Source organism: Mesorhizobium bavaricum, assembly GCF_056781655.1.
Genome location: NZ_JBXAYV010000002.1, coordinates 176,576 through 197,905, shown reverse-complemented (window position 1 = coordinate 197,905; position 21,330 = coordinate 176,576). Strand labels below are relative to the sequence as shown.

At 57.9% G+C, this 21,330-nt stretch carries 18 protein-coding genes; 9 read left to right on the top strand and 9 right to left on the bottom strand.

Translation table 11 applies throughout. From position 1 onward, the window contains the following. Positions 1–5: 5 nt before the first annotated feature. The gene (locus AC1RZR_RS37140; protein ID WP_481829634.1) at positions 6–4,568 is read right to left on the bottom strand and encodes a strawberry notch-like NTP hydrolase domain-containing protein; all 4,563 of its coding nucleotides are present in this window, start codon (positions 4,566–4,568) and stop codon (positions 6–8) included. Between the two features lie 185 nt (positions 4,569–4,753). Between AC1RZR_RS37140 and AC1RZR_RS37135 the strand changes: the two genes are divergently transcribed. After that, positions 4,754–5,947, top strand: coding sequence for a DUF1173 domain-containing protein (locus tag AC1RZR_RS37135; protein WP_481829897.1), 1,194 nt, complete (start codon positions 4,754–4,756; stop codon positions 5,945–5,947). 35 nt (positions 5,948–5,982) lie between these two features. On the opposite strand, the gene AC1RZR_RS37130 is transcribed toward AC1RZR_RS37135, so the two are convergent. Beyond that, on the bottom strand, positions 5,983–6,666 hold the full coding sequence (locus AC1RZR_RS37130) for a transposase (RefSeq protein WP_481829633.1): 684 nt from the start codon (positions 6,664–6,666) through the stop codon (positions 5,983–5,985). Positions 6,667–6,894: 228 nt separating this feature from the next. Between AC1RZR_RS37130 and AC1RZR_RS37125 the strand changes: the two genes are divergently transcribed. Further along, the gene (locus tag AC1RZR_RS37125; RefSeq protein WP_481829632.1) at positions 6,895–7,353 is read left to right on the top strand and encodes a hypothetical protein; all 459 of its coding nucleotides are present in this window, start codon (positions 6,895–6,897) and stop codon (positions 7,351–7,353) included. A gap of 182 nt (positions 7,354–7,535) precedes the next feature. On the opposite strand, the gene AC1RZR_RS37120 is transcribed toward AC1RZR_RS37125, so the two are convergent. After that, entirely contained in the window at positions 7,536–7,760 is a 225-nt protein-coding gene (locus AC1RZR_RS37120) for a hypothetical protein (protein ID WP_481829631.1), read from the bottom strand. Between the two features lie 173 nt (positions 7,761–7,933). On the opposite strand from AC1RZR_RS37120, the gene AC1RZR_RS37115 reads away from it, so the two are divergent. Further along, positions 7,934–8,143, top strand: a complete 210-nt coding sequence (locus AC1RZR_RS37115) for a DUF1173 family protein (RefSeq protein ID WP_481829630.1) — start codon at positions 7,934–7,936, stop codon at positions 8,141–8,143. Between the two features lie 15 nt (positions 8,144–8,158). On the opposite strand, the gene AC1RZR_RS37110 is transcribed toward AC1RZR_RS37115, so the two are convergent. The 6 genes from AC1RZR_RS37110 to AC1RZR_RS37085 form a co-directional block, all read right to left on the bottom strand. Continuing rightward, entirely contained in the window at positions 8,159–8,377 is a 219-nt protein-coding gene (locus AC1RZR_RS37110) for a hypothetical protein (RefSeq protein WP_481829629.1), read from the bottom strand. A 14-nt stretch (positions 8,378–8,391) separates the two neighbouring features. Further along, on the bottom strand, positions 8,392–9,573 hold the full coding sequence (locus AC1RZR_RS37105; RefSeq protein ID WP_481829890.1) for a M24 family metallopeptidase: 1,182 nt from the start codon (positions 9,571–9,573) through the stop codon (positions 8,392–8,394). 43 nt (positions 9,574–9,616) lie between these two features. Continuing rightward, positions 9,617–11,248 carry an aldehyde dehydrogenase gene (locus AC1RZR_RS37100; protein ID WP_481829889.1) on the bottom strand — a complete coding sequence of 544 codons (1,632 nt, stop codon included), beginning with the start codon at positions 11,246–11,248 and terminating at the stop codon, positions 9,617–9,619. Between the two features lie 172 nt (positions 11,249–11,420). Further along, the gene (locus tag AC1RZR_RS37095) at positions 11,421–12,119 is read right to left on the bottom strand and encodes an SDR family NAD(P)-dependent oxidoreductase (RefSeq protein ID WP_481829888.1); all 699 of its coding nucleotides are present in this window, start codon (positions 12,117–12,119) and stop codon (positions 11,421–11,423) included. 5 nt (positions 12,120–12,124) lie between these two features. Next, complete coding sequence (locus AC1RZR_RS37090) at positions 12,125–13,246, bottom strand: M24 family metallopeptidase (RefSeq protein WP_481829887.1); 1,122 nt, start codon at positions 13,244–13,246, stop codon at positions 12,125–12,127. A gap of 88 nt (positions 13,247–13,334) precedes the next feature. Further along, entirely contained in the window at positions 13,335–14,627 is a 1,293-nt protein-coding gene (locus AC1RZR_RS37085) for an amidohydrolase family protein (RefSeq protein ID WP_481829886.1), read from the bottom strand. 345 nt (positions 14,628–14,972) lie between these two features. Here AC1RZR_RS37085 and AC1RZR_RS37080 point away from each other — a divergent pair, with 345 nt between their 5' ends. The 6 genes from AC1RZR_RS37080 (at position 14,973) to AC1RZR_RS37055 (ending at position 21,204) form a co-directional block, all read left to right on the top strand. Beyond that, on the top strand, positions 14,973–16,064 hold the full coding sequence (locus tag AC1RZR_RS37080) for a threonine aldolase family protein (RefSeq protein WP_481829885.1): 1,092 nt from the start codon (positions 14,973–14,975) through the stop codon (positions 16,062–16,064). A 936-nt stretch (positions 16,065–17,000) separates the two neighbouring features. Beyond that, entirely contained in the window at positions 17,001–17,852 is an 852-nt protein-coding gene (locus AC1RZR_RS37075; protein WP_481829884.1) for a transporter substrate-binding domain-containing protein, read from the top strand. A gap of 37 nt (positions 17,853–17,889) precedes the next feature. Beyond that, the gene (locus AC1RZR_RS37070; RefSeq protein WP_434725491.1) at positions 17,890–18,534 is read left to right on the top strand and encodes an amino acid ABC transporter permease; all 645 of its coding nucleotides are present in this window, start codon (positions 17,890–17,892) and stop codon (positions 18,532–18,534) included. Further along, entirely contained in the window at positions 18,531–19,190 is a 660-nt protein-coding gene (ehuD, locus tag AC1RZR_RS37065) for an ectoine/hydroxyectoine ABC transporter permease subunit EhuD (protein ID WP_434725490.1), read from the top strand. The genes AC1RZR_RS37070 and ehuD overlap by 4 nt, the downstream gene beginning before the upstream one ends. Next, positions 19,175–20,011 (top strand): ectoine/hydroxyectoine ABC transporter ATP-binding protein EhuA, encoded by an 837-nt coding sequence (gene ehuA / locus AC1RZR_RS37060; RefSeq protein ID WP_481829896.1) that lies wholly within the window; start codon positions 19,175–19,177, stop codon positions 20,009–20,011. Before ehuD ends, ehuA begins: the two co-directional genes overlap by 16 nt. A 26-nt stretch (positions 20,012–20,037) precedes the next feature. Next, positions 20,038–21,204 (top strand): M24 family metallopeptidase, encoded by a 1,167-nt coding sequence (locus AC1RZR_RS37055; RefSeq protein WP_481829883.1) that lies wholly within the window; start codon positions 20,038–20,040, stop codon positions 21,202–21,204. The last annotated feature ends 126 nt before the right edge of the window (positions 21,205–21,330 follow it).

Genomic DNA, 21,330 nt, shown 5'->3' with positions numbered 1-21,330 from the left:
TCCCCTCACGCCACTGACGCGCGGTCGGTGACGCCGACCAGTGTGTGGCGGTCGAGGAGCGCGGCGAGGATGGACGGCCCTTGCTCGCTCGCCGGGATGAACAGCCGGAGCTTCCAGGAGATGATCTCGGAGATCAGGCCTAGCGCCTTCAGCCGCGGAACTAAAGCGTCGGTAAAGCCGATCAATTCGATACGGTAGTCGTTCATGATCCGACTGCGGCGCAGGATCAGTGCGTCGGCGAGTTGGAGTCCGACCCTGCCTTCCACGAGCCCGGTGGTCCAGGCATCTTGCGGGGCGAGCGCCGGTACATGATCGATACCCAGATTGCGCAACATGGTCGCCACAAGGGTCGGCGCGATGTGACGCCCGATGATACGCTCGCCAGCATCGGTCTGGATCCGGTAGACCTGACAATCATGATCCGGCAGCCGACGCCAGATTGGCAACAGCAGGCCCGTCACGATGTGAAAGGTGCTGGTGGTGAACTCCGGGACGGCAGTGACCTCTGCCTGCCACAGGTCGCAGAACAGATTCCGGTCGGCGGGCTGCCAGTGGGTCTCGGCAAGGGCGTCGAGCCCGAAGCGCTGTTCGTCCGTCGGCCGCAGCATGCGCACTCGGGGTTCGATGGTTCCGTCGTCGAGCATCAGGCTCGCAGTGGGCAGCCGGATCGCCGCACGGTTGGAACGGGCGTTCACCAGCAGAACCGCTTGCGGCTCGGCCCGGACGATGGCCAGCGCGTCGACGAGGCTGAGCGGCCGAATTCGGTCCTTGCGCGCGACGGTCAGCACATGCGACTGCGCGCCCGAGACTGGGTGCGCGTAGACGGTGCGGCGATCGGTGACGACGATACTCTCCGCCGTGATCGTTTCCAGGCCTTTGTCATAGGAGCCGGCAGCGACCGCGCCCTCGACCTTCGCCGTCATCAGTTGCTCGAACACCTCGAACAGCAGGTTTTGGGTTTCGATCCGCAACGCCAGCAGGCGATTGAGCCAGGTCGTGATCGGCGGCAGTTCGTCGCGCAGCCCGCCCTCATCGGTCGTCAGCGACAGCCCGGTCACCGTCTCGAAGGTGGTGAGCGAACAACCTTCGATCCTGCCCTGATGCAGCAGCATGTAAAATTGGCGAAGTGCGGCCCGCGCGTAGAGGCTTTCGAGATTGTCCTCGGCGCGGAACAACCCTGCCCCGCCGGTCTGGCGCTGGCCGCGCGTGATCGCACCTAGCGTGTCGAGCCGTCGTGCGATCGTCGACAGGAAGCGCTTGCCGGCTTTCACGTTCGCGGCCATGGGCCGGAACAGCGGCGGTTGCTTCTGATTTGTGCGGTGGGTCCGCCCGAGACCCTGGATGGCGTTGTCGGCGCGCCAGCCGGCCTCAAGCAGATAGTGCTTGCGCAGCCCCTGGTTCCTGACCCCGAGATCGGCGTGGTACGAGCGGCCCGTGCCGCCGGCATCGGAAAAAATCAGAACGCTCTTGTCGTCATCCATAAAACTCTGGGTCTCGGCGAGATTGGCCGAGCCAGGGCGGTTTTCCACGGCCAGCCGGTCGATGCCGTCGCGGCCGCTCTTCTTCACTATGCGGCGCGACCGGCCGGTCACCTCGGCGACGGTGTCGGTGCCAAAGTGGTGGATGATCTGGTCGAGTGCGCTGCCGACCGGCGGCAGCGATGCGAGTTTTTTGACCATCTCGTCGCGCCGGCGAACGGCCTCGCGGCATTGAACCGGATTGCCATCTTCGTCGTGGACAGGCCGCGAATAGGCGTTCCCTTCCGCGTCCGAATATTCCTCGAACAATTGGGTTGGGAAGGAGTGCATCAAGTAGCCGCCGACGTACTCGCGCGGCGTGACGTCGACATGCAGGTCCGACCATTCCTCGGTCGGGATTTCGGCAAGGCGTCGTTCCATCAGCGCCTCGCCGGTCGAGACGATCTGCACGACCGCCGAATGACCGTCGGCGCGGTCCTGCTCTATCGCCCCGATCAGGGTCGGCGTCATCATCGAGGTGATGAGATGACTGAAGAAGCGTTGCTTGGTGCTCTCGAAGGCCGAGCGCGCCGCCGATTTTGCGTCCCGGTTCAGCGTGCCGGACACACTGGTGATGTTGGTCGCCTCGAGTGCTGCCGTCAGGTTGTTGTGGATGACCTGGAATGCGTCGGCATAGGCGTTGTAGATACGGATCTGTTCCTCGGTCAGCGCGTGCTCGAGCAGGTCGTATTCGACGCCGTCATAGGAGAGCGAGCGCGACGTGTAGAGGCCGAGCGACTTAAGGTCACGGGCGAGCACTTCCATCGCCGCCACGCCGCCATCCTCGATCGCCGCGACGAATTCAGAGCGGTTGGCGAACGGGAAATCCTCGCTGCCCCAGATCCCGAGGCGTTGCGCATAGGCGAGGTTCTCGACCGCCGTGGCCCCGGTTGCCGAGACATAGACGATACGGGCGTCGGGAAGGGCGTGCTGCAGCCGCAGTCCCGCCCTTCCCTGCTGCGACGGCGCGACGTCGCCACGCTCGCTTTTGCCGCCAGCGGCGTTGGCCATGGCGTGGGCCTCGTCGAAGACGATGACGCCATCGAACGAGTTTTTCGCCGCCGACGGGTTTTCTCCAATTCCTGTCTGGCTTTCGGCCTTCCCTGCCGACTCTCCTCCGTTCCCTGTCGGGCCTTCGGCCCTCCCCGCCTCTTGGCCAACCCAGTCGAGGATCTGGGCTATCCGGGATTTCTTGCCTTCCCGTTCCTGCGAGCGCAGCGTCGCGTAGGTCGTGAACAGGATGCCCTCGGCAAGGCGGATCGGCGTGCCCTGCCGATAGCGCGACAGCGGCTGCACGAGAAGTTTTTCCTGGCCAAGTGCCGCCCAATCTCGCTGAGCGTCCTCAAGCAATTTGTCCGACTTGGAAATCCAGATCGCGCGGCGCCGCCCTTGCAGCCAATTGTCGAGGATGATGCCGGCGACCTGCCGTCCCTTGCCGCAGCCGGTTCCGTCACCCAAAAACCAACCACGACGGAAGCGGACCGCGTTCGCAGCCCCTTCTGGCGCGGCCGAGACGACATCGCAGGTCTCGTCAACCGTCCAGGTGCCGGCGAGATGGCCGCAATGGGCTTCGCCGGCATAGATGACGCTTTCGAGCTGGGCGTCCGACAGCAGGCCCTCGTCGATGATCGCATCAGGAAGAAGCGGCCGATACGAAGGTTTTGGCGGCGCGACGGCGGCCATTGCGGCCGACTGCACGAGCGGCGTCGGATGCGGCTTTGCGCGGGGAATGTCGATCGACTGGAGCGCGTAGGGTTCGTAGATCGTGTCGGTGAGGCGGCCGCCCTCTTCCGGCATCCAGTCGCGTAGCTCATAGGCGAGGGGGACCGCCGGCGTGCTGTTTGCCTTGACCTGGCGGTCGGGTTTGGCCCGCGCATTCGTACGGACCGATTGGACGGCCTGCGGAGCAGCCGTTGAGACAGCGAGGGGTGCGGCTCTCACCCCCGATCGGGCAGCCATGTGCATGGCGGCATTGCGCGCGATGACGTTGGACAGGGCACTGATCGAATCCGGAAAGCCGCCCGGTGTCCGGGGCGGCAGATCCGTGATCCAGGAGAGCAACGTTTCGACATCAGTTGCCTTGCCCGGAGGCCGGACGAACCCGGTCGGGTCGGCCTCCGGTACCTTGTCGATAATTGTCAGGCGGGTCTCAGTGGTGGTGCCATGGCGGGCGTAGACACGGCCATCGATCGCCGCGGTGAAAATGACGGTGCCCTGCTGCTGCAGGCGCTCGAAGGCCGGCCGCCATTTGGGGTTTTCCGGAGACAGCCCGGTGCCGCTAATGGCGACCAAGCGCCCGCCAGCGCGCAGGCGTGCGAATGCGGAGGAAAGATGCCGCCATGCCGCGTCAGTGACGTGGCCGTCGACATAGGCGCCGACGCTGAACGGTGGATTGATCAGCACGACGGACGGCTCGATGGCCGCGTCGAGATGATCGTCGATATGGGCCGCGTCGTGCCGCGAGACGGGGACCCTTGGAAACAGCAGTCCGAGGAGATCGGCCCGCGTCGCGGCAAACTCATTGAGGGCGATCGAAGCGCGCGCCATCTCGGCATGGACAGCGAGCAGACCGGTGCCGGCCGAAGGTTCGAGAACCAGGTCGCAAGATGCGATCGCCGCAGCGTGCGCCGTGACGAAGGCGAGCGGCAAGGGCGTGGAGAGCTGCTGCATGGCCTGGCTCTCGTCGGAGCGCCGCGTGTGGGTGGGAAGAAGGTCCGCGATGCGCGTCATCATCGCCAGCATTGCCTGGGGCGTGCTCGACCGGGACAGGATCGCCGGACCGAACCGGCGCAGAAACAGCACCTGGGAGACTTCGAGCGCCTCATAGGCGTCCTTCCAAAGCCAGAACCCTTGCGCATCGCTGCCGCCAAAACTGGTCGTCATGGCGGTGCGCAGTGCGGCGGTGGTGACGGGCTTGCCCTGCTCGAGGAAAGGCAGAAGCAGCGTTGCCGCTTGATGAATCGCCTGGGCGGTGTCGATGGAGGCCGGCGTCGGCGCGCCGATTGGAGTAGCCGTCCGGGCAACGGCAGGTGTGGTCGAAACGATGTTCATGGAAATGTCCTTCGCGAGAGGGGAATGGCGCCCGCGCCGACACTCTCTCCGCGCCAGCCGGGCCACGCTCCTCCCGGCTCCCCTCTGCCTCTGGCGCCGATGCCCCAAAGGGGTTGCGCTCTTTGCAAACCCATGACTTGAATGCGCGCACAGGAATGCGGCGGCGACCTGGAGCTGTGGAGGTGATGCGACGGTTCAGAATTGGCAGTGCGGTCTACGAGGAGGGAGCGCCCGACCTGCAGTCGGCGCTGGCGAACGCCTATGCCCGCAGCGAGCGCCCGCTATGCCTGTGCCGCGAGCCGGGCTGCCCGATGTACATCGCCCGCATCGGCGACCTTCATCTGATCAAGCGCATGCCGCTGAGCGGCGGCGGGCATGATCCGTCCTGCGATTCGTATGAATCGCCTTACGAACTGTCCGGGCTGGGCGCCCTGATGGGCAGCGCGATACAGCTCGATCCGCAAAACGGCTTGGCCGCCCTCAAGTTGGACTTCAGCCTGTCGAAGACGGGGAGCCGTGCGGCATCGGTGCCTGCGGGGCAAAGTTCCGCCAGCGTAACGGCCGATCCCAGGAGGATGTCGCTGCGTGGCCTGCTTCATTATCTCTGGCACGAGGCCGAACTGACGGTCTGGACATCGAGGTGGGCCGGCAAACGGCATTGGTGGAATGTCCGCTGGCATCTGCTCGAGGCTGCCGGGCAAATGACGGTGAGGGGCGGCCCACTCGCGGATATCCTGTTCGTGCCCGAGCCGTTTCGCGCCGAGAACAAGCAAGCCATCGAGCATCGTCGCAACGCGGTTCTCGGCACGGCCCTCCCGCCTAAATCAGGTCCCCGAAAGTTGCTCGTCTTGGTCGGCGAAGTGAAGGAGATCGTCCCCGCCCGCTCCGGTCAGAAACTCGTCATCAGGCACTTGCCCGGCTTTCCCTTCATTATCGAAGATGCATTGCACCGCCGTTTGCAGGCACGTTTCGAGAGAGAATTGTCGCTGTGGGCAGCGGATCCGAACTCACATCTGATGGTGATCGCGACCTTCGGACTGAACCCGGCCGGCCTCGCCATTGTCGAGGAGGTCGCGTTGATGGTGGTCTCCGAGAACTGGATTCCCTACGAGACGGTCCCGGAGAAAAGGCTCGTCGATGGGCTCGCCCGCCTTCGCGAGAAGAGCGTCAAGGGGTTGCGCTTTGACCTGCAACCCGACCAGCCGATCGCCAATGCGTTGCTTCAGAACAAGGACGAGCCGATCGCGCTCTTTGTCGTTCCGGCCGGAGCGGACCAGAACTACGAAGCGTCGCTCGACGAAATGATCGCCGCGCGACCGGAGATCGGCTCCTGGGTGTGGCGGGTCGGCGAAGGCGATATGCCGCCGCTACCGCCTTAAGTGTCGGCGGAATTTCCAGCGATGCTCACGATGCCTTAGGCCAGGCCCAGCTTCTTCTTGAGCTCGGCATTTTCCTTGCGCAGACGCTCGGCAAGCAGGTTCTTGAGGCGCTTGTTTTCTTCTTCGAGGGCGACAAGATCACGGAGATCGCCGCTGTCTGAGGAAGGTGCGGCAGCCCTCTTCCAATAATAGTAGGTCTGCTCCGATATGCCGGCCTGGCCGACCGCAATCTTGCTGGTCGCGCCGGCAGCGATCGATTTCTCGATCTGGGCAAGCTTCTGGGCGCGTTCCTTCTCGGAATATGTCTTGCGGGCGGTCTTCGCTGCCACGGGAGCTTCTGCGGCCGCGGGCGCAGGTTTCGCTCCGTTCTTGCGGGAAGGCTTTACGAGCTCTGCCTTCGATTTCTTTGCTCGCGGAACTTTCTTCTTCGATTCAGGCACTTCCACTTTGGCTGGCGCTACTGTTGTCTGAACAGTCTGAGCGTCCTGAAAATCGGCCATGATATACTCCGCTTGTGGTTTTTCCCCTTCTTCAGCATCAAGGGGTCTTATACTGAAGTCAATGACCTCCGAATTTGGGAGCGGAGCAGCATGAGCCGGCTGCGTCATCTCCGCGGCAATCTTGGACAGGTCGAGATCGCCCCAGATCGAACGGCTTGGCTTCTGCTTACCGCGCCTCTGTTTCACTTCCACGATGAATGGCCGGATCTGGCGCTTCATAGTCTGTTCCTTGATGTGAGCATGACTTGCTAGCCAAGTCGCAGTTCGTGTTAGCGAGTACCCGACGTATCATATCGCTTTCGCCGTGCTTTATCGGAGAAGCCCCGCAACGAGCAAGCGGTGTGTCATGGGCCTGGGCAATCGGTTCAATCAACGGGGGCAAACATGCCTACCGAGAGAGAGCTGCCTCATACACGCGATGCTCAGGCGTCTAGCCGGCGGAGTGCGATGACTGTGCACAATCCGGCTGGACCGATTGCAATCCTTATATTCTTGGGAACTAATCTTCTCATGGCGGCGGATGAGCTGGACGCGCTTGTTTTCGGGATGGCAGTCGATAGCGTTCGTGCGCTTTCTGTTCCTTTCGCGGAAAAAGTCGCGGAAATCGCCCATAGAAGCCACGGCGTCCTGCTTTTCAATTTGCGCATCGATGGCGACATGGAACTTCAGCGCGTCGCCGCCATCCGGTATCCAAGCAATCAGACAGGGGTTCTGGTGCTGGATAAGCAGGGCTTGTTGACCAGCCATTGCATGGTCAATGGCACTTTCTCCAACTTTATCGCTCCGTTGGAGGACTGGAACACGCTGCCGCTCGCAACGCAGGCCAGGACGAGTATCGCAGGCCCGGCCAGCCTGTTCATCGGCGCTTTACGCAATGCCGGGTACTTCCCGCGTCGCAGGCACTGAAGTTTTGCTGAAGGCCGGATGCTTGTATCCTCGTTGCAGTTGGCCATACGGTCTCGCATGTCTCAACAGCTTGAAGATGGGCCGTACGCGGTGCATCCATTGAGCGAAAGTCGGTCACCGTGATGGAGACGCTTTGCCGCCGAAGCGCGGTTCTTATAGATGCCCATCGTCGTCTTCCTTCGTCAACTCCGACGCAATCGCACTTTGGACAGGTACTCGGCGATCTCGAGATCCGACAGATCATCGAGCAGCCTGAAGGCAGCATCATGCCTTCCGGCGTTAACGAGAATCGTGCGTTTGCCGCGATGTTCGGCCCACCCGGTCTCGGGGTCTGCATTGCGGGCGGTCCCCCTGAGCTCGACAGGGGTTATGTTCCAGATCGCCTCGAGCTTTTCCTCGAGCGTCATGCTGTCGCTCGCGCCGGGCAATGCTGGCGGCGTCGCGACATTCGGACTGAACCTGGCCGACCTCGCCATTGTCGAGGAGATTGCGTTGATGGTGGTGTCCGCGAACTGGATGCCTTCCGAGACGGTCCAGAAAAGCGGCTTGTCGATGCCCTTGCTCGTCTGCGCGAGTGAGTATGAAGGGATTGCGCTACGACCTGCGAACCGACCAGCCGATCGCCAACGCTTCGCTCCAGAACAGGCCGCAGCCGATCGCGCTCTTTGTCGTCCCGGCCGGTGCGGACGAAGCGTTCGAGGCCTCGTTGCAGGATATGATCGCGAACCGGCCGGAGATGAGCGCGTGGACCTGGCGGGTCGGTGATGGGGAGATGCCGGCCCTTCCATAGGCTGGGAACGGCATCTCAAATTTCCATCAATGTCTTGAATCGGTTGGCGGCCATCGATTCAGACAATGCGTTGGACAGCAAGCCGCTATCTGAGAGGTGACCAGCGATAGTCTTTTTCGGTGAGCATGCTGCGGGTGCGACGATCCGCGGCGTAAACGCAGTCGCATGTCGGTGTTGCATCTTCACGCCGCCCGAAACGACGATCATGGCGCAGTCTTGGAGCGCTTTGGTCAATCCGGCCGTCCGCTCTAGCCAACAGTGAAGAGGCGGCGGTCAACGTCGGCGAGACGTTCACCGCCCTTATCTGTAACCACGAACGACTCCGATATCGCAATTCCAAAGTCTTCAAGCCAGACTCCGGATTGGAAGTGGAAACACATCCCTTGCTGAAGGACGGTTTTTTCGCCCTTTCGCAGGCTCACCGTCTTCTCGCCCCAATCCGGTGGGTAATTCAGGCCGATAGAATAGCCGACACGGCTGTCTTTGCGATAACCATACTTTCGCAACACGTTTTGCCAGACCGCTTCGACTTCTTCGGTGACTACTCCTGACTTGGCTTCTGCAAGGGCGGCGTCTCCGCCCTCAATGATTGCATCAGCTAGTTTCTTAGCTGCGTCGGAAGGTCTACCGACCGAAATCGTGCGACTGAGCGGCGCATGGTAGTGTCGCCTAACACCCGCCAGCTCCATCACTACCAGACCGCTGTTCGGCAGCGGGGCGCTTGTCCAAGTGAGATGAGGCGTGCTCGTCCCCTCACCGACTTGAATTAATGGACAGGCACTGGAGTAATCGCCGTGCTTCGCGTCAATACCCAGAATTTGGGACCTATAGACTTCGGCAATGATCTCGTTTTCCGGAACGCCTGGCTTGGTAAGTGTGATGGCCTCGTTCATCACTTTAGTGATCAGACGACCGGCTTGACGCATATACACAAGTTCCGCGTCTGATTTCACGAGCCTCGCCCAGTTGACCAGTTCGCGGCTGTCGACAATTTGCGCCGCAGGAAGGCCTTGGACGATATGCCGATGCGCCCGTGCGGTGTAGTAGAGAGCGTCAAGCTCAACACCAATGCGCGCTGTTTCCCAGCCGCGGGCCTTAATCAAATCGCAAAGCTCATCGAAAGGATGGTCCTCAGGCTGGTGAACCAGCCTCTCGGAAAACGGGACGATGTTGTCAGGCGTTAGGTCGGTGGTGATTGCTGCGGACCTCGCATCCTGCGCACGGCCAAACCATATCGGTTGTTCCTGGTCTAGATGCACGACCACTGCCTGCGGCGTGTAAAAGGACCATCCGTCGAACCCAGTGAGCCAACCCATGTTGGCTGGATCTTGGCATATGAGAAGGTCAAGTCCGGCAAGCTCCATCCGGGTTTTGACGTCCGTGAGGCGTCTCTGAAACTCGGCAGGAGCGAAAGGTTTCTCGAATGCCATAAAAACGTTCCTGTGATTAGAATTGTCGACTCGCGGACGATCGTCATAACCCCGGGCTGACCGCTGACCAGATGGTCTTCGTCTGCTGATATTGCTGCATGGCTTCGAGTCCTTTGTCCCTGGCAGCGGACCCGGACAGCTTGTAGCCACCGAAGGGCGTAGTGACGTCGCCTTCTGAAAACGAGTTTATCGAAACCGTCCCACACGGGATACGTCGGGCCAAGGCAAAACCTTTCGCAAAGTCTTTCGTGAATATTGAGGCATGCAACCCATATTTGGTATCGCGTGCAATGCGCAAAGCTTCTTCAGGGCTTGAGGTGGCGATGACACCAAGGACCGGGCCGAAGATCTCCTCGCGCGCAATCGTCATGTCAGGCGTGACGTCGGTAAAAAGGACTGGCGGGATGTAAAAGCCCTTGGATGGGACATCGGCGCCCTGTACGGTCGTTGCTCCTTCGTCCCGTCCGATTTTGATGAAATTTTGAACGCGGTCTCTATGGGTTCCTGTGATCATTGGCCCGACTTCCGTCGATGGATCAAGCGGATTCCCAATCTTGAGAGAGCGAATTTTGACCAAAAGTCTCTCGATGAACTCGTCTTTTCTGGAGATATCTACTAGTTGGCGCATGTTTGCCGAACAATTCTGACCGGCGTTCCAGTAAGCGGCTAAAGCGGCATGGTTGATCAGATCGTCGGTAATATCCGCGTCCGACAAGATGATCATGGGACTTTTGCCGCCCATTTCGAGGGCTACACGCTTCAGATTGCTATCGGATGCGTACCTGAGGAATAAGGCGCCCACCTCTGATGAACCCGTGAAAGACACCGCATCGACGTCGCCGTGGAGGCCGAGAGCTTTGCCGGCGATTTCGCCCGTTCCGGGGACGACGTTGAATACGCCATCCGGCAATCCGGCCTCGAGAGCCAGTTCAGCGAGCCTAATCGAAGTCAGAGGCGATTGCTCGGCGGGTTTCAAAACAACGGAGCACCCCGACGCTAACGCCGGGGCCACCTTCCACGCTGTTATGAGGAGCGGGAAGTTCCAGGGCAGCACCAGCCCGACAACACCGATCGGTTCTTCAACGACCAAAGCGAGTACATCATTCTCAGTGGGAGCGACTTTGCCATAGCTCTTGTCCAGCAGTTCAGCATACCACTGAAAAAACTTTGGAACCTCGTTTCCGATTTCATTAAGACAATCTGTGATCGGCTTGCCAGTATCCAACGACTCGATGACGGCGAGCTGTTCCGCATCCCTACGGACCAAACTGGCCAGTTTGAGAAGAACATCCTTGCGTCTAGCAATGCCCGCCCTGCTCCAAATCCCACTTTCAAATGCTTTTCGAGCGGCCACAACGGCCTGATCGACATCGGATGCGTCACAACTGGTGACCACGGCGATTGTCGTCTCGGTTGCGGGATTGACTGTCTCGAACGTACGGCCGGACTTCGCCTGGACTAGTTTACCGTCAATCAGCGCATTCGATGGAAGGGCGAGGCCGGCGGCCAAGACTTCGTAGTCAACTGCGGTTTTTGACATTCGTTCCCCATAAAGAGCTTGCTGCCCGTCTGTGCTTTGAGCTGGCAGTCGTGGAAGAGGTTCTGCTAAAGCTACCGAAACTCCGCCCATTTGTTGGGGCGCAATAAGAAAATCTGCATCGAAATTGAGCTCCATACAGAACGTTTGGCCGCAGAGTGGTTTACGCTCGCGTAAATACGCGGCGGAGCCATAGCTACTGGCTGATCATCATTGAGAGAGGTACGGGCATTCCATGAGCCCTGGATGTCGAACCAGCAATATGTGAGCTGTCGTTTACGGAGATGTAACCGCCGGTTGGGCGGCCGTGCTAATACCTATAACCGCCCGACACCGGAACCAGAGCGCCTGTCATGTAGCTCGACTCCGATCCCAGCAGAAACTTGACGACGGAAGCCACTTCGTCGGCAGATCCTGGCCTCTTTAGGGGAATTTCCGCTATACCCGCCTGAATGTCAGCATCGGTCAGGAAAGCGCGCCCCATAGGATTGTCGATCCAGCCGGGGCAAATAGAGTTTATCCTGATGGATAGGGGCCCAAGCTCCGCAGCCAAGTGGCGTACAAGACCATTAAGAGCCCATTTGCTGACCGTGTAATGAGGCCCGCCGACCGGGCTGTGATCGAGGCCAGCTGTCGACGATATGACCACGATGCTGGCACCAGCTTTAAGTTTGGGGACGACAGTGTGAAGGATCGCGTAACTACTATTGAGATTGACATTAAGATGACTGCGCCACTCCGATGGTGAAACACGACTGAGGGGACCGGGTTGCAGCATGCCGTGAGCAAGCACGACCCCGTCGAGAGGAAGCGTAATTCTATTTACGGCATCCACCAAAGACGCGTCGTCCTGGAAGTCGGCTTCCAAGTCCCCTTTCGACATACCGATATGGCTCAAGGTTATCACGGATTTCCCGGCCATTTGCAGAGAGGCTATGATCGCCGTTCCAATACTGCCGCCCACCCCGGTTATAAGTGTGCTGGGCTGATGGTGTTGCGTTGAGGTCATGCTTTCTATCCTTGATTTCGTATGATGGGGTGCGGCGAAACATGGGCCCGCCGAGGAAGATCCGACAGGACCTGGGCGCCGTCGGCCTGCAGGATCACGATCTCTTCAAGCCTCACCCCAAATCGGCCGGGCAAATACACGCCAGGCTCGATCGAAAAGACCATCCCTTCCTGAAGGAGGGTGTCTGACGTCCCTGTAATATAAGGGGGTTCGTGAAGGTCAATGCCGAGCCCGTGACCAGTCCTATGGGTGAAGAATTCGCCGTACCCAGCCTCCGCAATTACGCCCCGGACGGCTGCATCTACATCGCGCGCAAAGACACCCGGCCGCGCCGCCTGGAGCCCCGCCTTAACAGCACTTTCAACCACCCAATGAATATGTGCGTAGCCTTGGGGAGGGCCACCGACAATTGCCATTCGTGAAATGTCGCTTAAGAAACCTTGGTAGCGACCTCCAAAGTCGATCAGGACCGCGTCACCCTCCTCGAATTGGCGAGACCCCGTCTCATGGTATGGAATGGCGCCGTTGGCACCGGAGGCCACGATACAAAATTCAAGGGACGCCCCATCCTTTGCAAGCTGCGCTCGAATGACCGAGGCAAGCTCTTTCTCACACATCCCGGGGCAGATCGCGGCATAAGCTGCGGTCATCGCGCGGTCCGCGATAGTGGCATTAGCCTTCAGGAGCCGACGTTCCGCGCTATCCTTCCGCATCCTGAGAAAACCTAGAGCCTCATTCACCAATGAAGTTCTCGCAATAGGCAATGCATCTAATACCAGAAAGGCGAAATCCGCACGCATGGTTTCGTCAAGCACGATATGCTTCGCATTGGCCGAGCCTACAAACGAGATCGCCTCGACCAAGGTTTTGGTGGGTCCGATATCGTCCTCCCAAACGTGGAAGGCCACGTCAGTCCGCGTGCGGGTGCCGTCGGCATTGAGCGCCGCTAAGACCAGGGTTTCCGTAGCTGGGCCAATCAGCAGTAAGCATAGTCGCTCGTCAGAGTGAGGGTGGAAACCGATCAACCAATCCATGTGGGAACTCGGTCCAATGGCTGCCAAGTCGATCGAGGCCGTGGCCATCGCGCTCCGAAATGCAGCGATCCTGTTGGTATAGTCAAGCTTCATTGGCCGCTTCACTCGTACTGCCGCATAGCTGAGTCATGGTGCACGGCTGGGGTCAAAGGAGAGAGGTGCGGAGCCACGGTCGATCCGCCTAAACGTTTGGGAAATAACTGAGCGCATTGCCGCGCATGATCCTTTCGATGAGTGCAGGCGCCTCATCGCGGCCAATCCAGCCCTCATCAAGTAGTTCAGAAATAACAATCGAGATTCCTTGTCGGGCTACGCAGGAATGACCATATACAGATTCCACAGCAACACAGTCGCCCCCGAACGTAAAAATGTTGCTAGCTGGTACCGCGAGCAGAAATTCCTTAAGGAAGCGAACACTTGCTATCGGGCTCAAAATCCACGCCCAACACATATCGATGGCAATATTCGGATAATGCTTTGCCAGAGCAATGTATTCATCACCGTAAGGATATCCAATATGCATCAATACGAATCGCGCGTTCGGAAATTCGCGCGCTAGACGTGCAACGTCTGAACCGTTATCGCGCACGCGGCCGAGTTGCATCCAAGAGTGACCTGCGAGATAGCCCGTGTGCAGTTTCACCGGCAGACCGTATTGCGTCGCCTTATCCACACAGTATCGAAACAAGAAGCTTTGCAGTGAATTCACTTCTTCTTGGTCGGCAGGATGCCCACTTTTAATCCCAACGTGCTTTGAAAACACTTGCGCCGCATAATCCTCGGCGACGGGAGCGAAATTCAGCGTGCGCGAGTAGGCGATTTGGCACTTCACGGCGACTGCTCTACCGGCAAATGTGAAAAAATAATAATCGATGATGTCGAGCCAACCCTGGAGCGTACTGGGTTCCTTCCCTGTCTCAGCATGAATACGAGCTACATCGGCCGGGCTGCAGCGAGAAAAATTGAGGATGCTGATGTCCTGTTTTAGAAGGTTCGGTTGCTCTGTCAGCATGAAAATTCGGCTCACCGAGTTGACATGACAGCTTTCGATGTTTGCACGTCGGAATACGGCCGAATAAAACCCAGGCTGGCGCGTTTCATAGTATTTAGCAGCAATCCTCGGCTCGCTTTCGGCAGTTAGGTCATCCTCGCCATATAGTCCGCGGAACGTGTGCCGTAGAGACTGTGCATAACCAGTATGCCGTATGCGGTCCCAATGTGGCGCGACAAGTTGGAATTTTGCCGTACCGGCAAGGGTTGGGCTGAGAAAGTCTCTGAGTTTGGCAAGTGGCATTCCCGCAACGACCAGGTCGTCAACTACGTAGTCCGTGAATAGATACGACCAATCGTCGCAAGGTAGGTACTGACCAAGATCTCCACTAAGACGCTGGCTTTCCTCGATCAAATGCTCGTGCGTATCTATAAATGAGGTTTCTTCGACCAGCTGTTGAATTTGTCTGTCGGCATTTGCCACCACATTCTCCCAATGCGTGTAACTGAAGGAACGGCTGGGCTCGATTCTATACCTTGCGCATAGCCTATCCCAACTGCGACGCGTTCCGCCAGACCGTGTTTGCCCGTTTACGACCCATCCAACGAGCTCACTCGACTTTTCGGCGCGGCACGCAGCACGAAGTTTCACCTGTTCTCGCGAAAGCTCTGCCTGTTGGAGCCCTCGATATCCGAAAAAGCCACTGGATTTAGGGTCCAATGCAGAATGTCTGCAGCGCATCGGTTTGCGACTGTCAACGCCAACTGCTTGTTGAGTCCAATCGCGGTTCGTTGATTTCTAGAGACCGGAAGTTCAGCGACGGGCGCCATGGAGGCAACCCCTGGGACCTTTGATAAACATATTGATAGGTGCAAGATGGATTTTCGGAGCGATAATATCGCGGGTATCTCTCATGCAATTATCGATGAGATCATACTGGCGAATCGCGGTACCGGGTCTTCCTACAGTGAGGATGAGCAAACTAGAGAGGTCGAAGACACGCTCAAAGCAGTCTTCGAATGTAACTTGCGGTTTTTCCCTGTTTTAACTGGGACTGCAGCAAATGCACTGGCTCTGGCTTGCCTAACACCTCCGTATGGAAGCATCTTCTGCAGCGATCAGGCGCATGTGTTTTATGACGAATGTGCGGCGCCAGAGTTTTTTACAGGTGGAGCCAAGTTGATTGGGTTGAAAAGCACAGACGGACGGTTGGAAGCGACTGTGCTCGACAAGACAGTGGAAAGGGCGTTCGAAAGTGGCGTCCACCATTCGAAACCTACCACCGTGAGTATCTCCCAGGCAACAGAGGTTGGAACCGTATACCGCCCTGACAAAATCGAGGAAATCAGCGAAGTATGCAAAAAGTTCGGTCTGCGCTTACATATGGACGGGGCTCGCTTTGCCAACGCGCTCACCTTTCTGGGTGTAACGCCCGCTGAGCTAACGTGGAAGGCTGGCGTCGATGTCCTTTGTTTCGGTGGGACGAAAAATGGGGCCTTTTCGGCGGAGTCTGTGGTAGTTTTCGACGGAGCTCTAGCAGGTGACTTGGCATACCGGATCAAGCGCGCTGGTCATCTTGCCTCCAAATCGCGGTTTATTTCCGCACAATGGGCTGCTTATCTTCGCAACGACCTATGGCTGAGGAACTCGGAACACGCAAACGCCATGGCAGCCCGGCTTTCAACAGGTCTTTCAGGCAAGACCGGTGTGAAGATCGTTCATGCCACAGAAGCCAACGAGGTATTTGTCGAGGTGGACGCGTGTACTATGAGTCTTCTAGAGCGCTCAGGAGTTCAATACGGTATCTGGTCTAGAGACCAAGGGAATGTGTTAAGGTTCGTTACATCGTTCGATACCAAACGTATTGACGTTGATAACTGCCTCGCAGTATTTCAAGAGGCCGAGTCAGCGGCGATATAGCGCGCTATTCGGTCCAATATCCCGGACTCCTTCCGCATTAAGCAAGTCTACAGTAGGCAGGTCGGCTGCCCTTCGCCAACCAAATAGGTATCGCGATTCGCATTCGGCAAGCACCATGCTACTTGAGGATCCCCTACCAACCTCTTTGGGATTGCAACTGGCCGGCCCCTCTATCGTCTCCCTTAGCGTTAATAAAAGTTGGGGAGGCCGGTACTTGCACTCAGCATGGTGCCTTAGCGGCGCGCGCTATGTTCGTCACTGGCTGCGAGCACCCGGTTCGGTTGTGCGGGGCTCGCGGGGACCTTCGCAATGCGCCTGGTCGACCAACAGACGGCGGCCCTATAGCGCTTTGCGAGTTTGCCGACCTGCACCACGCCACCGAGTGGCGGATTCTGGATCATTCGTATCCTGCTCCGTGACCAGCGACATCCATCTTTGGCAGCTCTAGGAGGCAGCACTCCCGCCGCTGCCCAGGGACTTGCCGCAGCCCTTCGAAGTGCAGGTTCATCGGCTGGTTGGCCGCGACTGCTAGTTGCTTTCAAGAGGCGGCAATACACTGAGTCCGCCCTACGCCTTTGCGGGCCAGGGCGGTCGACGTGCGTGGAACGGCGGTCGTCGCGAAATCTACGAGCGCGCTGAGATGGTAGCCCGCTTTCTAGGCTTCCTGTTTTTAATTCCCGCTGCGATACCATGTCGTGATTGCTGTTCGAGAGCCGCATAGGTCGCGTCAGCGCCCTTGCGAAACAGAAAAATGTTTTGCGACATCGACAACTGCCATGCCCTTCCCCCGAGCCACAGACGATTTTTCTGCATTTTCGCCTTTATCGCGGAGAAACCTCTGTGACGAGGCCAAAATTCGAACGAGAATGGGTCTCGGAATGTCCATGATTGCCTCTGCACATCTATTAACAAGTGCTGAACCGATGGGGAACCGATATGCAAAAAATATCCCGACTGCTGATTAGCACGATCGCATCTTGCGTTGGATTGGGAGCAATCCCTCTCGCGAAAGCTGACGACTTCACCGACAAGGCCAAGGCCGACGGGCTCAGTTTCGCAATCATCGTGGACAAGCCGTACTATTTTTATGACGGCGCCGGCAAAATCACAGGAAACTCCGTAGAAACACTCGCTGAGGCGCTTGAGGGCATGGGCGTGAAGACGCTCAATCCGACAGTTACAGAGTGGTCTTCGATCGTGCCAGGCGTGAAATCTGGGCGCTTCGATGTCGGCGCAGGCATGAACATTACGCCGGAGCGTTGTAAGGAAGTCGCTTTTACGATCCCCTATTCCGTCGCCGTTTCAACTTTGGTCATCAAAAAAGGCAATCCAGACGGGATCAAGGATTGGAACTCCTTCAAGGATGACAAGCTGAAAGCTGCGGTATACGCTGGCTCGGCCGAACAGGGCTATATGCTGAAGGCGGGCGTTCCGGATGATCATTTGATACCCCTGCCCGACCAGAACTCGATGATTCAGGCCTTGCTCAACGGTCAGGTCCAGGCATTGAACGAAACCTCTGATGCCGCTGAACATATGGTTGAGCAGGTGCCCCAGCTCGAGGTGCTCAAAGGCTTTCATCCTCCGAAATTTGCGTACGCTTTCGTAGGATTCCCCTTTGCGAAGAAAAATGCTGCCTTCGTTTCGGAGCTCAACGTTCAGATTAAGAAACTGGTCGACTCGGGAGAGGCCATGAAGATTCAGGAAAAATTCGGATCGAAATCTGCGGCAGAAACGCAGGACATTCTAAAGACGGCTGGCGACGTTTGCGCCGCCAAGCCTGAATAACTCCTGTTTCGACAGATCGCGAGAAGGGTGCTCAACAATGAGGGTGACGACTGAATTGTTCTGGGCGACGCTGGCAACAATTGAGCTATCACTCATCTGCATGGTTTTGTCGTCCCTTCTCGCGTTCGCAGCCGGTTTGGCCCTCATATCGCCCAACCGTTATCTCGGTAACGCGGTTCGTTTCTTTGTCGAAATCATCAGAGGAACCTCCCTCGTAGTGCAGCTATTCTGGCTTTACTTCGTGTTGCCAGAGTTCGGAATAGTGTTGACGTCGATGACGGTGGGGGTAGTAGGCCTGTCGATCAATGGTGCCGCTTATGGGGCCGACATCATAAGGGGTGCATTCGAAGCTGTTCCACGCGGCCAAAGCGAGGCGGCCTACGCCCTTTCAATGCCCCGTTGGATGACAATATCGACGGTACTAACGCCGCAAGCATTGTTGCGATTAATCCCACCATGGTCAAACTCGATGATTGATATCCTAAAAGGAACATCAGTTTTTTCGATGATTGGTATCTATGAATTGACATCAGCAAGCACTCAGCTGAACGCTATGTTGTTTGAGCCATTCAGGATCTTTCTGCTCGTGGCCGCGATATATTTCGTATTGTCCCAACTCATATCGCACTCTATGCTTGCCTTCGAACGCTCCACCCGACGACGCCTTGGACTGGCAGGATGACCGATTTTTTTTCACTCAGCTACACCGTTGAGATTTTGCCGCGCCTGCTGACGGCCGCTCTCCTCACCGTTGAGCTGTCGATGATAAGTTTCGCGATCGCTCTTGTGATCGCTCTTCCTCTGGCATTGGCACGCCTAAGTGCGTCGCGAACGTTGTCAATTGCCTCGGGGGGCTTCATCGAATTCATCCGTGGCACCCCAATGCTCGTACAATTGTTCTTGGTTTTCTTTGGTTTGCCTAAGCTCGGGTTCGCCTTGCAGCCGATCAGCGCCGGCGTCTTGACGCTCAGCGTTTACTACAGCTGTTACATTGCGGAGGTATACCGTGCAGGGTTGCTGGCGGTTCATCCCACGCAGCGCGAGGCGGCATGGGCAGTTAGCATGTCACCTTTCGAAACGCTGAAAACGGTGATTATTCCTCAGGCGATTCCTCCCATGATACCCGCGCTCGGTACTTACTTGATCGGGTTATTTAAGGATGCTGCATTGCTCTCCAGCATCTCAGTCTTCGAACTCCTCACCGCCGCGAAGCTGATCGGAACCGAAAGCTATCGGTATACCGAGCCGATGACGCTCGCAGGCATCCTCTTTTTGCTCATGTCGCTTATCGCCGCCGGCCTCACGCGGCTATTAGAGCGCTCCTGGATTATCCGATGAATGCCATCGCCGACTTCTCAACCGTCAAGGCCGAGCCCTCCACGCCACAAGCCCCGGCATGTGAATTCATTCACGTAGTTAAACGGTACGGACCCGTAACCGTCTTGCGCGACGTCTCTATTTCAGTTCCGCACGGAGAAAAATTAGCGCTTATCGGGCCATCCGGCTCCGGTAAGTCGACGCTGCTCCGGACCTTGATGACACTCGAGGCAATCGACGGTGGCGAGATAAAGGTTAATGGGGAAACGCTGAGCCATGGCTCTTGGCCGCACGACAGGCAACGCTCGGACAATGCCGCGGCTCGCGCCAAAAGGCGCCGCATTGGGATGGTTTTTCAGCAGTTCAATCTCTTCCCGCACATGACCGCCGCTGAAAATGTTGCGGTTGCGCCTCGTAAAGTCTTGGGGTTGCCCCGCAATGAGGCCGCAGAGCGGGCGCGTCGCTATCTTGAGATGGTTGGTCTTAGTGCCAAGGCCGATGAGCTTCCTTCTCGCCTTTCGGGAGGCCAGCAGCAACGTGTCGCCATAGCTAGATCACTCGCTATGGAGCCCGACATCATGCTTTTTGATGAGGTCACAAGCGCACTAGACCCAGAACTTGTCGGCGAAGTGTTAAATGTGCTCCGGAAGCTCGCCGATGAAAGCACGCTGACAATGTTGCTTGTCACCCACCAGATGGAGTTTGCCCGGAGTTTTGCCGATCGCGTGGCCTTCCTGTGGCAAGGCCAGTTACACGAGATCGGAGAAGCGAAAGCTATTTTTGATGAGCCGCGCGAGGAGCGCACGCGCCAATTCCTCCGAGCCGTTCTCGAAGCCCGCTGACACCAGTTCCATACAGGGAGATGACTATGGCTCTCGAAAGAGGCGCACAGCCTTTCGCGCGAAGCGAATACGAGGCACGATGGACTGCGCTGAAGGCAACCATGTCACAGCGCGGCCTACAAACCGTCCTAACAACGGACGGCAGTTCAATGACCTATTTAAGCGGATATATCGGCAGTTCCGGATACCTCCCACAGATGGTGATTCTGGATGCGGCCTGGACCGAACCAAAGCTGGTCTTGCGCAAACAGGATGTCCCGTTAGGCATTTACACGACCCAAATCTCCCGAGACAATATCATTGGCTATCCTGAGACATTGGTCGGTAACCCCGAAAGGAACGGGCACGACTTCGTGCTTGACATGCTTGAAGACACGGGGGCGCACACTGGCTTGCTAGGCCTCGAGGAAGGCGTTCTTAGCCGGGCAGCTTATCGTAAGTACGAAAGCCGTCTTGGCGCTGGCACGCTCGCCGATATTTCCGGTTTGATCCTTTCCCAACGCCTCGTCAAATCGGATGCCGAAATAGCCCTCATGCGGGACGCGGCACGCATAGCGGACGCCGGTGTCCTGGCGGCAATCTCGGCGACCAGGCCGGGTCGTCGGGAATGCGAAATTGGCGGTGATGTCATACACGCGCTAGCGTCAGGGTTGCCAGACATCGATACGATAACCATCAAAGTCCCTAATATATCCTCAGGACCCCGTATCGGCACAGCGCATTTCAACTGGTACCTGGGCACGGTTGAAAATGGCATGCAACTCAATTTCGAGATTGTCGGCCTGTGCCATCACTATAGTGCTTCGATCATGCGGACGATTAGCTTAGGCCCTCCGTCTGAAAAACTTCGTCGGCTGCATGACGGGGTGCATGAAGGATTGGAGGCGGGACTGTCCACGGTCCGACCGGGCGTTACCTGCGCCGATGTCGCCAACGCCTATCATCGTGCACTCAATCGCCATGGGTTCTCGAAAGACAGCCGATGCGGCTATTCGATCGGTATGGGGCTGGAGCCTTCTGCCAGCCTTCAGCCCACGGACATGACCGTTTTGGAGCCGAACATGACCTTCCACATGATGCTAGGCACCTGGGTGGAAGAGGATTTCGGCGTGACGCTGAGCGAGTCTTTCCGGGTGACCGAGACGGGCGCTGAGGTCTTTGGAAAATCCGAACGTAAGCTCTTCGTCGTTTAGCCCCACAACTAGGTGCTGGCCTAGCTGCCAGAAACCGATAGACTACTAGAGGCCGCCCGGCGCCGCGCTGGCGGCCTTTTGCTTTGGCGCATTCCCTTCGGAAGCCCGCCAGCCTTGTGCGGCAGC